The organism is Ensifer sp. (assembly GCF_035999135.1).
In the GTDB taxonomy this organism is placed as follows: domain Bacteria; phylum Pseudomonadota; class Alphaproteobacteria; order Rhizobiales; family Rhizobiaceae; genus Ensifer.
Window position 1 is genome coordinate 1 of record NZ_DASYGZ010000115.1, and the last position, 14,047, is coordinate 14,047.

The 14,047-nt window shown below is 62.5% G+C and carries 12 protein-coding genes, 1 tRNA gene and 1 riboswitch; of the genes, 11 read left to right on the forward strand and 2 right to left on the reverse strand.

From position 1 onward, the window contains the following. The first annotated feature begins 6 nt into the window (after positions 1 to 6). A riboswitch (SAM riboswitch) is annotated at positions 7 to 84 on the forward strand. Between the two features lie 63 nt (positions 85 to 147). The 6 genes from metA (at position 148) to VGO12_RS13660 (ending at position 8,406) form a co-directional block, all read left to right on the forward strand. Then, entirely contained in the window at positions 148 to 1,074 is a 927-nt protein-coding gene (gene metA, locus VGO12_RS13635; RefSeq protein ID WP_327513289.1) for a homoserine O-acetyltransferase MetA, read from the forward strand. Positions 1,075 to 1,083: 9 nt separating this feature from the next. Further along, the gene (locus tag VGO12_RS13640) at positions 1,084 to 2,268 is read left to right on the forward strand and encodes a VWA domain-containing protein (RefSeq protein ID WP_327513290.1); all 1,185 of its coding nucleotides are present in this window, start codon (positions 1,084 to 1,086) and stop codon (positions 2,266 to 2,268) included. Positions 2,269 to 2,529: 261 nt separating this feature from the next. After that, complete coding sequence (locus tag VGO12_RS13645; RefSeq protein WP_327513310.1) at positions 2,530 to 3,546, forward strand: aldose epimerase family protein; 1,017 nt, start codon at positions 2,530 to 2,532, stop codon at positions 3,544 to 3,546. Between the two features lie 129 nt (positions 3,547 to 3,675). After that, positions 3,676 to 4,188: an RNA polymerase sigma factor gene (locus VGO12_RS13650; protein WP_327513291.1), complete on the forward strand. Its 513-nt coding sequence runs from the start codon at positions 3,676 to 3,678 to the stop codon at positions 4,186 to 4,188. A gap of 75 nt (positions 4,189 to 4,263) precedes the next feature. Further along, complete coding sequence (locus tag VGO12_RS13655) at positions 4,264 to 5,286, forward strand: FecR family protein (RefSeq protein WP_327513292.1); 1,023 nt, start codon at positions 4,264 to 4,266, stop codon at positions 5,284 to 5,286. 132 nt (positions 5,287 to 5,418) lie between these two features. Beyond that, entirely contained in the window at positions 5,419 to 8,406 is a 2,988-nt protein-coding gene (locus VGO12_RS13660) for a TonB-dependent receptor (protein WP_327513293.1), read from the forward strand. A gap of 173 nt (positions 8,407 to 8,579) precedes the next feature. Here VGO12_RS13660 and VGO12_RS13665 read toward each other — a convergent pair. After that, positions 8,580 to 8,654, reverse strand: a tRNA-Gly gene (locus VGO12_RS13665). Positions 8,655 to 8,906: 252 nt separating this feature from the next. Here VGO12_RS13665 and VGO12_RS13670 point away from each other — a divergent pair. From VGO12_RS13670 to VGO12_RS13685, 4 genes are all read left to right on the forward strand, one after another. Further along, on the forward strand, positions 8,907 to 9,416 hold the full coding sequence (locus tag VGO12_RS13670; protein ID WP_327513294.1) for a prolyl-tRNA synthetase associated domain-containing protein: 510 nt from the start codon (positions 8,907 to 8,909) through the stop codon (positions 9,414 to 9,416). Positions 9,417 to 9,474: 58 nt separating this feature from the next. Beyond that, on the forward strand, positions 9,475 to 10,449 hold the full coding sequence (gene trxA / locus VGO12_RS13675) for a thioredoxin (RefSeq protein WP_327513295.1): 975 nt from the start codon (positions 9,475 to 9,477) through the stop codon (positions 10,447 to 10,449). Between the two features lie 186 nt (positions 10,450 to 10,635). Then, positions 10,636 to 11,316: an LON peptidase substrate-binding domain-containing protein gene (locus VGO12_RS13680; protein ID WP_327513296.1), complete on the forward strand. Its 681-nt coding sequence runs from the start codon at positions 10,636 to 10,638 to the stop codon at positions 11,314 to 11,316. Between the two features lie 10 nt (positions 11,317 to 11,326). After that, entirely contained in the window at positions 11,327 to 11,515 is a 189-nt protein-coding gene (locus VGO12_RS13685) for a Trm112 family protein (protein WP_077500831.1), read from the forward strand. 240 nt (positions 11,516 to 11,755) lie between these two features. Here VGO12_RS13685 and VGO12_RS13690 read toward each other — a convergent pair whose 3' ends face one another. Next, positions 11,756 to 12,970, reverse strand: a complete 1,215-nt coding sequence (locus tag VGO12_RS13690; RefSeq protein WP_327513297.1) for a ubiquinone biosynthesis hydroxylase — start codon at positions 12,968 to 12,970, stop codon at positions 11,756 to 11,758. Positions 12,971 to 13,055: 85 nt separating this feature from the next. On the opposite strand from VGO12_RS13690, the gene tesB reads away from it, so the two are divergent. Continuing rightward, positions 13,056 to 13,940 (forward strand): acyl-CoA thioesterase II, encoded by an 885-nt coding sequence (tesB, locus tag VGO12_RS13695; protein WP_327513298.1) that lies wholly within the window; start codon positions 13,056 to 13,058, stop codon positions 13,938 to 13,940. Positions 13,941 to 14,047: the final 107 nt, after the last annotated feature.

Here is a 14,047-nt window from a genome sequence, read left to right on the forward strand (position 1 = left end):
CGCTATCAAATTCCCCGTGGTGATTTGGCCGGCCGGCTTGCAGCCACGTTAAACAAGTCGCTAAAGGGCCGAGGAAAGTTGGATTTCCGAGGACCGGTCGCGATCAATCGCCGCCGGTTTTTTTGTATTGATCGAGTGGAAGCTCCCATGCCCATCAAGATACCCGATACGCTGCCTGCCTTCGAAACCCTCGCGACCGAGGGTGTGCGGGTGATGACCGAGACCGTGGCGATCCGTCAGGATATCCGCCCGCTCCAGATCGGGCTCCTGAACCTCATGCCGAACAAGATCAAGACCGAGATCCAGATGGCGCGCCTGATCGGCGCCTCGCCGCTGCAGGTAGAACTGTCGCTGGTGCGCATCGGCGCCCACCGGGCAAAGAACACCTCGGAAGATCACCTGCTCGCCTTCTACGAGACCTGGGAAGAGGTCAGCGCCCGCAAGTTCGACGGCTTCATCATAACAGGCGCCCCGGTCGAGACGCTGGACTACGAGGACGTCACCTACTGGGACGAGCTGAAGCGCATCCTTGACTGGACAGAAACCAACGTGCATTCGACGCTCAACGTCTGCTGGGGCGCGATGGCGGCGATCTACCATTTCCACGACGTGCCGAAATATCCGCTGAAGGAAAAGGCCTTCGGCGTCTATCGCCACCAGAACCTCAACCGTTCCTCTGTCTATCTCAACGGCTTCTCCGACGATTTCGCGGTTCCGGTCTCGCGCTGGACCGAGGTCCGCCGTGCCGACATCGACAGGGTGCCCAGCCTCGAAATCCTGATGGAATCAAAAGAAATGGGCGTCTGCCTGGTGCATGAGAAAAAGGGCAACCGGCTCTACATGTTCAACCACGTGGAGTATGATTCGACCTCGCTGTCGGACGAGTACTTCCGGGATGTGGATGCGGGCGTGCCGATCAAGCTGCCGCACGACTATTTCCCGCACAATGATTCGACCCTACCGCCTCAGAACCGCTGGCGCAGCCATGCCCATCTGTTTTTCGGCAACTGGATCAACGAGATGTACCAGACGACACCCTATGATCTCCAGGAGATCGGTACCAAAAAGAGCTGACACTGAGCGATGTTCATTCCCTTCTTCCTCGAACTCAAGGCGGCGAAGGTCCCGGTCACGCTCCGGGAATTCCTGTCCTTGATCGAGGGGATGGAGGCGGGCATCGCCGCCTTCGACGTCGAGGCCTTCTACTATCTGGCCCGCACGGCGCTGGTGAAGGACGAGCGCCATATCGACCGTTTCGACCAGGTGTTTCAGCACTGCTTTTCCGGGCTCGAAGCGGTCAACCCGATGGAAGAGGGCGAAGTGGCCACGATCCCCGAGGACTGGCTGCGCAAGCTCGCGGAAAAACACCTGAGCGAGGAAGAAAAACGTCTGATCGAGGCGCTCGGCGGCTTCGACAAGCTGATGGAGACCTTGCGCCAGCGGCTGCAGGAGCAGAAGGCCCGGCATCAGGGCGGGTCAAAATGGATCGGCACCGCCGGCACCTCGCCCTTCGGCGCCTATGGCTACAATCCTGAGGGGGTCCGGATCGGCCAGGACCAGTCGCGTCACCGCCGCGCCGTCAAGGTCTGGGACCGGCGCGAATTCAGGGATTACGACGACACCGTCGAGCTAGGCACCCGCAACATCAAGGTGGCGCTGAAGAGGCTCCGGCGCTGGGTGCGCCAGGGGGCTGCCGACGAGCTTGATCTCGGCGGCACGATCCGCGCCACCGCCGAACACGGCTATCTCGACGTGGTGACGCGGCCTGAGCGCCGCAATGCCGTGAAGCTCCTGATGTTCTTCGACGTCGGCGGTTCGATGGACGACCATATCCGGATCGTCGAGGAACTGTTCTCGGCTGCCCGCGGCGAGTTCCGCCACATGGAGCACTTCTACTTCCACAATTGCATCTACGAGGGCCTGTGGAAGGACAACCGCCGCCGCCGCGTCGATATCACCCGCACCACCGAGGTGCTGCGCACCTATGGCGGCGACTATCGCGCCATCTTCGTCGGCGACGCCTCGATGAGCCCCTACGAGATCAGCCATCCCGGCGGCTCGGTCGAGCACTGGAACGACGAGGCAGGCGCCCTCTGGCTGTCACGTTTGACGGCGCACTTCCCGCGCTCGATCTGGCTCAATCCGGTGCCGGAACAGCACTGGGGCTACACCCAGTCGATCGCCATGGTGAAAAGCCTGTTCGAGGGGCGCATGTTTCCCCTGACGCTTGCCGGACTACAGGGCGCGACCAAGCAGCTGTCGCGCTGACATGACCGCAGAGGCCACCGTAGCACCTTGAATAGCTGGGCGTTTTTGCCCTCGCGCCGGAGACGATGCATGGCGACATTTAGTATGATTTTCCGGTTGCCGTGCCCTTGGAAATGACGCAGGTTGCTGCGATCGCATCGCTGCATGTTTCCTTGGACACGAACCGAGCCAAGGGCAAAACCAGCAGCAATTCAAAAGTGTACGGCGAGCTTTGCGCATCTGGGGAGACGCGCAGCGCCGTAGTGGGAGCCAGCGGTGAACATGCATCAGAACACGGAAATCTTCGGCCACCTGCCATCCGGCGAGCCGGTCTATCGTGTGGTGCTCACCGGCGGCGGCCTCACGGCCCACGTGCTCAGCTGGGGCGCGGTGATCCAGGATCTTCGTCTCGAGGGCCACGAGCCGCCGCTCGTGCTCGGCTTCGCCGATCTCGAGAGCTATCTCGCCCACTCGCCCTATCTCGGCGCAACGCCAGGGCGATGCGCCAATCGCATCGGCAACGGGCGCTTCACGCTCGATGGCGAGACCTACCAGCTTGAGCTGAATGAAAAGGGCGTCACCCACCTGCACGGCGGCAGCGACAATATCGGCAAGCGCAACTGGACGATCACCCGCCAGGCGCCTGACAGCGTGACGCTCGTGATCACCGATCCGGACGGACGAGCCGGCTATCCCGGCAATTGTCAGGTCACCTGCACCTACGCACTGAAGCCCGATGGCGTGTTGAGCGTTGTCTACGAGAGCAGCACGGACCGGGCGACGCTCGCCAATGTCTGCCAGCACAGCTACTTCAACCTCGACGGCGGTGCCGACGCGCTCGGCCACGACATCATGATCGCTGCCGACCATTATCTGCCGACCACCGACTTGCAGGTGCCGACCGGCGAGATCCGTGCCGTCGAGGGCACCGCCTTCGATCTCAGGGAAATGACGCCGCTCCGTCGCCAGTCTGAAGGCGAACGCATCACCTACGACCACAATTTCTGCCTCTCCGACGAGCGCATGGCCAAACACTCGGTGGCGCTGGCCCGCAGCATCAATTCCGGTGTGACGCTCGAAGTGCTGACCACCGAGCCCGGCGTGCAGCTCTATACCGGCGCCAAGCTGAACATTCCCGTCCCAGGCCTCGAAGGCCGTCGCTATGGCCCCTTCGCCGGTTTCTGCCTGGAAACCCAGGTGTGGCCGGATGCGATCAACCATTCAGGCTTCCCGAACGCGGTGCTGCGCCCGGGCGAGACCCGCCACCAGGAAACGGACTACGTTTTCATGAAGAGCTGATGCGGACGGGGCCGTCAGAACACCGGGCCTTCCCCGCAAAAATCGCTTGAAAATACATGAGTAAAAAAGTTAAGTATTGTCCGTTGGGGCAGGGCATGTGCTGTCCGGGTGAATTCGGACTGCTGGCCTATGAGTGCGGGGGACAAAGACAAGCGGAAGGCGATCTATATCGCCCATCGTCCCGCCCTTCTCGCCTATGCCCGGCTGATCGCCGGTTCGCGCGCCGAGGCGGAGGACCTGGTCCAGGAGGCCTTCATTCGCTTCTCGCCGGAACATGCCGACACCACGCTGTCGCCCCGGGCCTACCTTATCCGCATTGTCCGCAACCTCGCCTTCAACCTGAAAAAACGCAGGCGCTACGAAAGCCTTCAGGCAGTCGAAAACCTGCCCTTCTGGGGCCAACCGCAGCCGATGGACACGCCCGAGCAGCATGTCCTTTTCTGCGACCAGGTCCGCAGCGTCACATCGATCCTTGCAACCATGCCCGATGATGTCAGAACGATCGTCGAGATGTATCGGTTCGACGGCTATACGCTGCAGGAGATCGCCGACCATCTCGACCTGTCGGTCGCCACGGTCCATCGTCAGTTGAAAACGGCGATGGCCCGCCTCGCCGAGCATATGGATACCGGAATTGGTTAGCAGGCATTGCAGATGGCCCGTGCTTCCGGGAACGGCTTACCCTGCATCATGTGCTGGAAAGAGTTATTTTAGGCGATGACATCAGTTGGCAACGACAACGGCGACGAGACGCCCTTGGCCCTCGAAGAAGCGGCCGAGTGGCTGCTTCTGCTTCGCGAGCAGCCGCAGGACGCGGACCTTTGTCGGCGGTTCGAGGCGTGGCGCGCGCAATCGGCGACACACCGGGCCGCCTGGGACCGGACGACGGCGATGTGGGGCGCTCTTGGCGCTGCATCCGATCAATACGAGCGCCTCTCCCCGGCACGCGACGAAACCCCCGGCCGCAGGACGGGGGCACACGGTTCTCGATCGTCAAGACCTGCATGGCGCGGTCTCAACACACGCCCGAAGCTCGCAGCAGCCGCCGCCGTCCTCTCGATCTGCGTCGCCCTCGTGTTCGCCCCGGCCATCCTGCTTCGCCTTCAGGCCGACGAAATGACGACGACGGCCGAAACGCGAACGGTCCAGCTCGAAGACGGGAGCACGGTCGTGCTTGCCGCCGACACCGCCATCAGATCCGCTTTCGCAGACAGCGGGCGGAAGGTTACGCTTCTGGCAGGCGAAGCGTTTTTCGAGGTCGTGCCGGATGGGCGCACCTTCGTGGTTTCGGCGGGTAGCGTCGAGGTCGAAGTGCTGGGAACGGCATTCGACGTCAGGATGACGTCTGCCGGAACCGAAGTGGCGCTCGCCCGTGGGCTGGTCATGACGCGGTTTGGTGATGCGATGCGCTCGCAGGCAACGCTGAACCCTGGTGACGTCATCAGCATCGACCACGCCAGCGGCGCAGGAACGAGAGCGACGATCGCTGAAAGCGACGTCGCGCGCTGGCGCGAAGGCCGCCTCCTTGTCACCAACGAGACGATCGGGACGGTCGTCGAGATCATCCAGCGTTACCATCCGGCCTGGATCACTCTTCCCGATCGCGCACTCTCGACCAGACGGGTCAGTGGCATCTACGACCTCACCAATCCCGATCAGGCTCTGCGCGCGCTGGTGGGGCCCTATGGCGGGAAGGTGCGGTCCCTGTCCCCGCTTTTGCGCGTCGTCAGCCGGCTGTAATTAAACAGGATAAAAAAATTCAAGTTTTTTTGAGCGGCCGGCTCGAAAGCTGAAAAAAATCATCCCGCATTTTGTCTTCCGTTCTGGGGCGCCGCGCATTCGCGCGCCCACAGATCAGGAGAGAAGACTGAAATGGCATTCGTGGTACCGGTACGCTCATTCGCCGATGACGCAAGACGTTCAAGCCTCGCCCGCTGCACCCGTTTGATGGCGACGACAGCACTGGCGATGTTCTGGACAACCACGACGCTCGAGGCACAGACGACATCCGGCGGATCGTCGATCCCCGCCGGCAGCCGCACGGCCGAGGCGACCGATGATTTCGACATCCCGGCCCAGCCGCTTTCCGGTGCCCTCAGCGCCTTCAGCCGGCAAACGGGTCTGCAGATTTCCCGCCCCGCCGATCTCGGCCAGGGCACCACGTCCACCGCGCTTAAAGGTCGCTACACCACGCAGCAGGCGCTGCAACGCCTGCTGCAGGGAAGCGGCATCCGTTTCCATCTGAGCAGCGACAACGCCGCCGTTCTTGGCGCCGACGCGCCGTCACTCGACAACTCGCAACTGCCGAGCGGTACAACGCAGCTTGATGCCATTGCCGTGCGTGGCGGCCGTCTCGGCATGGCCGAGGATGTGTACACGGCCCCCAAATCCACAGTCTACATCTCCGCCGAGACGATCGATCGCTTCAGCCACCGTACCGCCGGCGACATGTTGAAGGGGCAACCGGGCGTTCAGGTCGGCGACAGCCGCAACGGCGGCGGCCTCGACGTCAACATTCGCGGGGTCCAGGGTCAGGGCCGCGTCGCCGTCACCGTCGACGGCGGCCAGCAGGCGCTCGACACCTATCGTGGCTATGCCGGCACGCAACAGCGCAGCTACATCGACCCCGACCTGATCGGCGGCGTCCTGATCAACAAGGGCCCAAGCCTTGCCGCCGGCGCTTCGGGCGCTATCGGCGGCACCGTCGAGATGCAGACGATCGGTGTTGCCGACATTCTGAAAGACGGTGAGAGCTTCGGGGTCAGGCTGAAGGGCGACATCTCGGACAACGGCATCTCGCCGCAGGAACCCCGAAGCGGCGTGCCGCGCTGGGAAAAACACAGCGCCGACGCCCGCACCGATCGCGGCAACATCTTCAATTCCGATGCCAAGTCGGGTAGCGCTGCCGTCGCCTACTCCAACGACTATTTCGATCTTGTCGGCGCCTTCGCCAAACGCAACGAGGGCAACTATTTCGCCGGCTCCCATGGTCGTGACCGCTATCGCATCTTCACGCCGCAGCGGCGTTGGGACGGCAGCACCTATCTCTACGAGGAGCAGTCGGTCGCCAAGGTCTACAAGGAGGGCGAAGAGGTCATGAACACCTCGAGCAACACCGAATCGGTGCTGCTCAAGGCGACCTTCAGGCCGACAGACGAACAGACGCTCGATGTCGGTTATCGCCATTTCGACGGCCGCTTCGGCGAAATCATGCCCTCGGTCATCTTCCGCGGCAGCAAGGACACGCTCGGCCAGTGGCCGCTCGGCTCGATGGAAATCGACGCGCTGAACGCCCGATACGCCTACGACCCCGCCGACAACGACCTGATCAACGTCAAGGCCAACGTCTGGATGACCGATGCCGACAGCGAACTGTTGAACGGCGGGCCGATGGTTCCCCGGTCGCAACGCTCCGATTTCGACAACGACTACGGCTGGGCTCGCCAGGCGAACCGCCGCTGGGGCATCGACGCCAGCAACCGGGCGGAGTTCGACACCGGCGTTGGTGCCGCGACGCTCGATTTCGGGGCCTCGTTCATGAACGAGACCATCCGGCCCGCCGACGGCGTCGTCATCACCCTTGATGACCGCAACAACAACCGGATCCTGCGCGACGGCGACCGCCAGGAAGGCAGCCTATCGGGACAATTCACGCTGCAGCCGACCGACGCGCTCTCGGTTCGCCTTGGCGGGCGCTACGTCCGGTTCAACAGCCAGGACAACAACCGGCATTCGCAGGCGATCTACGAGAAGCGGTCCTATCGAAACATCCTGCTCAAGGATGGAAACAACTGGGTGGCCAATGCCACCTGGTTCGCCGACAAGGACGGCAAGTTCACCGATGCCACCAATCCGCTGCTGAATGGCGGCAATGCGACCACCTATTCAGATTATTCCGAGGTGAAGATCAGCGATCTCAAATACAGCTCTACCACGGTCTATGCGCCGCAAGTCGCCGAGTTCGTCAAGGAATATCAGTATGGCGATCAGCTCAGGCGAGATGACGGCGGCTTCGCGCCGGCCTTCGGCATCAGCCACAACATCACTGAAGACACCCTTGTCTATCTGAACTACACCGAGGGGTTACGCATGCCGGGCCTGTTCGAATCCTCGCAAGGGACTCTCCAGGTCACGCAATCCGCCACGCTGAAGCCGGAGCGGTCCCGCGCCTGGGAAATCGGCGCAAGCACCGTGGCATCGGATCTCCTGACGCCGGGCGACACCGCCGGCCTCAAGCTCGCCTACTTCAACACAAAAATCGACGACTACATCACCCGCTTCTATAACCCCGCGGGCAACGGCATGATGCTGATGGGCAATGCCGAGAGCTTCAAGGTGTCCGGCCTGGAACTGCAGGCCAACTACGACGAGGGTCGCTTCTTCGCCGACCTCTCGACCACCTACTATTTCAATGCCGAAACGTGCGACCCTGTTGTCGCGGCACAGCTGCGCGCGGCGGCCAGCCAGTACGTACCCACCCACAACACGCCCGACTGCACGCCCGGCGGCTTCAGCGGCTCCTACGCCAACACCCAAAATCCGCCCAAGGTTGCCGTCAACGTCACCGCCGGGGCCCGTTTCCTCGACGAAACGCTGACCATCGGCGGGCGCATGACCTATACCAGCGGCCCGGTCGAAAAGCTCGACAAGCCCTGGCAGAAAAATGTCACGGCTGCACAGGTCTATTACCATCCGGTCGCCGTCTTCGACGCCTTCCTGGCCTACGAACTGCGCGAGGATGCCGTGTTGAACCTGTCGGTCGAAAATCTCACCGACCGCTATTATCTGGATCCGCTGGCCCAAAGCATGATGCCGGCGCCCGGGAGAACCTTCCGTGCCGGCCTGACGATGAAATTCTGATCCGGTTTAGGGGTTTGGGAAACGGTGTGGCCAGCCGCACCGTTTTCGCATTCATTGCGGCGGCGAAGAACGGCGAACCATCGCGACGTTGATAACCCGGCCGAGATCCCGATGCGCGACGGCGACCGTGATCCGGTCGATATGCGCTTACATTTCAAGTGGTTGGGAGAAATTGGAGCGGGTGAGGCGATTCGAACGCCCGACCCCAACCTTGGCAAGGTTGTGCTCTACCCCTGAGCTACACCCGCTCATCAACCTCGGCCCGGGGGGTAGTCGGTGGACCGTGGCGTCGGCGCTGTCTTGCGGCGACGGGCGGTATATGGCCTAAGCGATTTTGGAATGCAACAGGGAAATGACGAGAAATCGAATATTTTTTGGGAGACCCCTCGCAAAGCCCGGAAATGCCGCGTTTTTGCCGAGCATCGCCGCCTGTGAGATTGCGCCTCGATGGGCTTCTCCCCTAAAGCAGGATCGAAAAAGAACGCCAAGGGATGAGAATCATGGGTGAATCACAGCCGAAAACCGCCGAAGACCTCTTCAATTTTCTCGACGGACTTGGGATCGAGCACAAGACCAAGCAGCACGAACCGGTTTTCACCGTCGCCGAATCGGTGGCGCTGCGTGACGAGATCCCCGGAGGCCACACGAAAAACCTGTTCGTGAAGGACAAGAAGGACAACTACTTCCTGCTGACCGTCGAGGAACACGCGACGGTGGACCTGAAGACCGTTCACCAGGTGATCGGCGCGGCAAGCAAGGTCTCCTTCGGCAAGCCGGAAAAACTGATGGAATATCTGGGCGTCATTCCGGGCGCCGTGACCGCCTTCGGCGCGATCAACGATACGCAGGGCAACGTCAAGGTGATCCTCGACGAGGAGCTGATGAAATTCGACATCGTCAATTGCCATCCGCTTTCCAATGACGCGACCACCTCGATCGCCTCCAGGGATCTGTTGCGGTTCATGGAAGCGACCGGACACGAACCGCTTGTCTTGAAAGTCACGGCCTGACATACGATCTTTGGCGCGAATGCAGTATGCTGGACGACGGGCCGGCGAGGAGAGAAGAATGACGGGCAGCGACAATCCCTACGCAGGGTCTTTCGGCACTCAGATGACGGGCGCGGCCTCCTTCGGCCAGCCGGCGCCGGCGGCTGCCGCCGGTGGCGACCTGATCAAGGAAACCACCACCGCCAACTTCACCAAGGACGTGCTCGACGCCTCCAGGCAACAGCCGGTTCTCGTCGACTTCTGGGCCCCCTGGTGCGGCCCTTGCAAGCAGCTGACACCCGTCATCGAAAAGGTGGTCACCGAGGCCGCCGGCCGCGTCAAGCTCGTCAAGATGAACATCGACGATCACCCGTCGATCGCCGGCCAGCTCGGTATCCAGTCGATTCCGGCGGTCATCGCCTTCGTCGGTGGACGTCCGGTCGACGGCTTCATGGGTGCCGTTCCCGAAAGCCAGATCAAGCAGTTCATCGAAAAGATCGCCGGCCCCGCCGTCGATGACAGCAAGGCCGAGATCGAAGCGGTTCTCGCCGACGCCAAGGCCCTTATCGATGCCGGCGATGCTGAGAACGCCGCCGGCCTCTTTGGCGCGGTGCTGCAGGCCGATCCTGAAAACGTCGTGGCGATCGCCGGCATGGTTGATTGCATGATTGCGCTTGGCCAGCTCGCAGAAGCCCGCGAGGCGCTTTCCAGCCTGCCGGAAGACCTCGCCAAGGACGCCGGCATCACGGCGATCGGCAAGAAGCTCGACCAGATCGAGGAAGCCCGCAAGCTCGGCGACCCCAACGAGTTCGAGCGCCGCCTGGCCGCAAATCCCGACGATCACGAGGCGCGCGTGCTGCTCGCCAAGATCCGCAACGTCGAGGGCGACCGGACGGCTGCCGCCGATCACCTGCTGACGATCATGAAGCGCGATCGGACTTTCGACGACGACGGCGCGCGCCGCGAGCTCCTCTCTTTCTTCGAGGTCTGGGGACCGAAGGATCCGGCAACGATCGCCGCCCGGCGCAAGCTGTCGTCGATCCTGTTTTCCTGACCCGGCCAGGCATGGATCGAATGGGGGCGGTCTGCGCCCCCAACCGTATCGGACCAAGATCCACATTCATCCATGAAGATCGGCGTGTTCCTCCCTTGAGATTTTCGAGGAGCGCACCATTTCTTGATCTGACTGACCACGCTTCCTTGGCGGGGCAAGAGCGAATACCGGCAGGGTCTATCGGAAATGCACGTCGGAAATGCACGTTATCTCGGTCCGAAGGACTTGCCGGAGGTCATTCCGGTGTTTCCGTTGACCGGTGCGTTGCTGCTTCCGGGCGCCCAGCTGCCGCTCAACATCTTCGAGCCGCGCTATCTTGCCATGCTCGATGACGCGCTGTCCGGCAATCGCCTGATCGGCATTGTGCAGCCATCCTTCTGCGAGGGCCGCAACGACACGGCGACCGGCCCGATGCAGGCGCTCTGCGAGGTGGGCTGCATCGGCCGGATCACCTCCTTTGCCGAGACCGGCGATGGCCGCTACATCAGCTCGCTCACCGGCGTGTGCCGCTACCGGCTGTTTTCCGAGGTCGCCGGTACGCGCGGCTACCGCCGCTTCCGCATCGGTCCCTTTGCCGCCGATCTCGAGAACCGCGACGACGAGACCCTCGTCGACCGGGCGGCGCTGCTTGCCGCCTTCAAGGCCTATCTCGAAGCCAACAAGCTGAAGGCCGACTGGGAAAGCGTCGAGCGGGCAAGCAACCGCACGCTCGTCAATTCCATGGCGATGATGTCGCCCTATGGCCCGGCGGAAAAGCAGGCGCTGCTGGAAGCACCCGATCTCAAGACCCGCGCGGAAACCCTGATCGCCATCACCGAAATCGTGCTTGCCCGCGACTTCGGCGATATGGACAGCATCCTGCAGTGAGCGGCGTCAAATGGATGTGAACGCCAGCAAGGTCGATCCGAAACTGCTCGAGCTGCTCGTCTGCCCCCTGACCAAGGGGCGCCTCAGCTACCACGCCGAGGCCGGTGAACTCATCTCGGAGAAGGCGCGCCTTGCCTATCCGATCCGCGACGGCGTGCCGATCATGCTGATCTCCGAGGCCCGCAAGATCGAGGATTGAGGGCGGCCCGCAGAGTCGCGCAGAGCCTTGCAATTGCTCCTCATCCGGCCTGCCGGCCACCTTCTCTCCGCAAGCGGGGAGAAGGAAACGCGTGGCACGCCGACGGGCAAAACCTCTTCTTTTGACGTTAACATCGTCGCGCACGCGGCCTGGTCCCCTCTCCCCGCCTGCGGGGAGAGGGTTAGTCCTCGGGTTAAACCCGAGGAGAGGGGCAAACTCATCGATACGATGCTTTGACCGTCAGATCGGTTGGCCTGACAGCAACCGCGGATCGGTTTCGCCGGCGATTCCGGCCGCCTGGCGGATGAAGAAGCTCTTGAGCGAAGGCAGGCGATCGACCAGACCGAGACCGAAGTCGCGGGCGATCCGGACCGGAGTGATATCGTTCGAGAACAGCCGGTTGAGCACGTCCGTCGTCACCCCCATGCGGAAAGTATCGAACCGTCGCCAGCTCTGGTAGCGCTCGAGCACGGCGAGCGAACCGATGTCGAGGCCGAGGCGGTCCGCCTCGACGATCGTCTCGGCAAGTGCTGCCACATCCTTGAAGCCGAGATTGAGCCCCTGTCCGGAGATCGGGTGGATGCCATGGGCCGCGTCCCCGGCCAGCGCGAAGCGCGGCTTGACGAAGTCGCGTGCGAGCGTGAGACCGAGCGGAAAGGCCCGCCTGCCGCCGACCACCTTCAGGTGGCCGAGCTTGTGGCCGAAGCGCCGTTCCAGTTCTTCCTCGAACAGGAAATCGTCGCCCTTGACCAGCCGATCGGCATCTTCGGTGCGTTCCGTCCAGACCAGCGAGGACCGGTTGTTCTTGAGCGGCAGGGTCGCAAAAGGGCCGGCCGGCAGGAAATGTTCCTCTGCCGTGCCCTCGTGCGGCCGCTCATGCTCGACGGTCGTGACGATCCCGGCCTGGCCGTAGTCGAATTCGACGGTCTTGATGCCGGCGGCATCGCGCAGCTTCGAGCGCACACCGTCGCAGGCAACCAGCAGCCGCGCTTCCAGCTGTTCGCCGCTGCCAAGCGTCACGGCGACCGCATGGTCACCGCTCTTGAAGGTCTCGACCATCGTCGACTGACGTATGACGACGCCAAGCGCCTCGCCGGCGGCCCGGAGCGCGCCGACCATCGCCGTGTTCGGCACCATATGGGCAAAGGGCCGCCCCTCGCCGCCATCGCCGTCAAACGTCAGGAAAACCGGGCGCACCGGATCGGCTGCCTTCGAATCGGTGATCACCATGCGACGGATCGGCTCGGCCTCCGGCGCGATCTGATCCCAGACGCCGAGCACGTCGAGCATGCGCTCGGCGGCCGACGCCACGGCCGAGGCGCGCTCGTCCTTCTTCCAGGCGCCTTCCGGCGCACCGTCGATCACCATCACGTCCAGATGCGGCGCCGCCTTCTTCAAGGATACCGCGAGCGAAAGCCCGACATAGCCGCCACCGGCAATCAAGACATCGAGCATCGGCTTTCTCCGTCGCACTTGAGCATCGTTTTATGTCTATATAGATCAATGCCATCGACGTTCCTACCATCGGAGACTGCCGAAAATGTCGCGCCCCGCTGAGACCGCCACGCCCATGGATGCGCTGCTGGCCATTCTCGATCTCGAGAAGCTCGAGGAAAACCTGTTTCGCGGCCGGAGCCCCCAGGTCGGCTGGCAACGCGTCTTCGGCGGCCAGGTGATCGGCCAGGCGCTGGTCGCCGCCCAGCGCACCGTGGATGCAGACCGCTTCGTCCATTCGCTGCACGCCTATTTCATGCGGCCGGGTGACCCGTCGGTGCCGATCATCTACGAAGTCGACCGCATCCGTGACGGATCGAGCTTCGCCACGCGCCGGGTCGTCGCCATCCAGCACGGCAAGGCGATCTTCTCGATGTCGGCGTCGTTCCAGTACGACGAGGACGGCTTCGACCACCAGTTCGACATGCCCAAGCTCGCGATGCCCGAGACATTGCCGGGCGAACAGGAGCTGAAAGAGAAGTTCCTTGTCCATGCACCCGAAGCGATCCGTCGCTACTGGGAGCGGCCGAGGCCGATCGAGATCCGCCCCGCTTCGTTCGAACACTACTTTACCCGCACCGACGGCAAGCCGATCCAGGACGTCTGGGTCAAGGCCGTCGGCACGGTCCCGGACGAGCGCCACATCCAGGCGGCGATCCTTGCCTATCTCTCCGACATGACCCTGCTCGACACCTCGCTCTACGCCCACGGCACCTCGGTCTTCGACCGCAACCTGCAGGTGGCAAGCCTCGACCACGCCATGTGGTTTCACCGCCCCTGCAAGATGGACGACTGGCTGCTCTACACCCAGGACAGCCCGAGCGCCCATGGTGCCCGCGGGATGACCAGAGGCAGCCTTTTTACGCGTTCCGGCGTGCTGATTGCCTCCGTCGCCCAGGAAGGGCTGATCCGGAAAAAGGCATCTGAATAGAAAACGAGCAGATTCTTCAATCTGCCTATTTTTTAATCTTCTAAATTGACAATTCCATGATGCGCCGCAGCAACATCGCTGCGGCGTTTGTTTTTTCTATTTATTTT